Annotated in this window: 1 protein-coding gene; it reads right to left on the reverse strand. The window is 52.4% G+C overall.

Annotated elements, in window-relative coordinates:
• On the reverse strand, positions 1-210 hold a 210-nt coding region (locus PHU49_01205; protein MDD5242608.1), incomplete at both ends, for an RHS repeat-associated core domain-containing protein.

A 210-nucleotide genomic window follows, 5' to 3' on the forward strand; every position in this document is an offset into this window, starting at 1 on the left:
AGGTTCACATCCCCTCCATCAAATCCTATGGGGTCTTCACTTATGAACCTCCCCACCTGGGGATCGTAGTATCGTGCTCTCATGTAGTAGAACCCGTTGGGTTCCGTCATGACGCCGTATTGCCCTACGAAGGTGAAGGGCTGGGGGATGGTCTCCGATTGATTAATGATGTTCCCGAAGGGATCGTAGCGGTACTGGTTGATTACTGCC

It is taken from the genome of Syntrophorhabdaceae bacterium (genome assembly GCA_028713955.1).
Classification (GTDB): Bacteria; Desulfobacterota; Syntrophorhabdia; order Syntrophorhabdales; family Syntrophorhabdaceae; genus UBA5609.